This window comes from Corynebacterium sp. HMSC059E07 (assembly GCF_001814395.1).
In the GTDB taxonomy this organism is placed as follows: domain Bacteria; phylum Actinomycetota; class Actinomycetes; order Mycobacteriales; family Mycobacteriaceae; genus Corynebacterium; species Corynebacterium hesseae.
In genome coordinates, this window is the sequence record NZ_KV816297.1 from 1 (window position 1) to 342 (window position 342).

General features: G+C 48.8%; 1 rRNA gene. It reads left to right on the forward strand.

Annotated features, from left to right (window positions below):
- Positions 1–149: 149 nt before the first annotated feature.
- Positions 150–268 (forward strand): 5S ribosomal RNA (rrf, locus tag HMPREF2967_RS05635).
- Positions 269–342: the final 74 nt, after the last annotated feature.

Sequence of the window (342 nt, forward strand, 5' to 3'; positions counted from 1 at the left end):
GGTACTAATAGACCAAAACAAACACACACACCCAATATTGACGGGTGTGTTGACAACAAACACAACAAGACAATAAATATCACTGTCGCTTGCGTCCACTACACAGTATCTGACACAACACCAGCAACCAGACGTTGCCCCGAGTGTTTGTCGGTGGCCTATAGCAGCAGGGAAACGCCCGGTACCCATTCCGAACCCGGAAGCTAAGCCTGCTAACGCTGATGGTACTGCAACCGGGAGGTTGTGGGAGAGTAAGAAACCGCCGACACCAAACAACAACAACAACTCAATACAAACAACGAAGAGACTGAGGTTACCCTCGTTTAGTGGACACCCTATTTG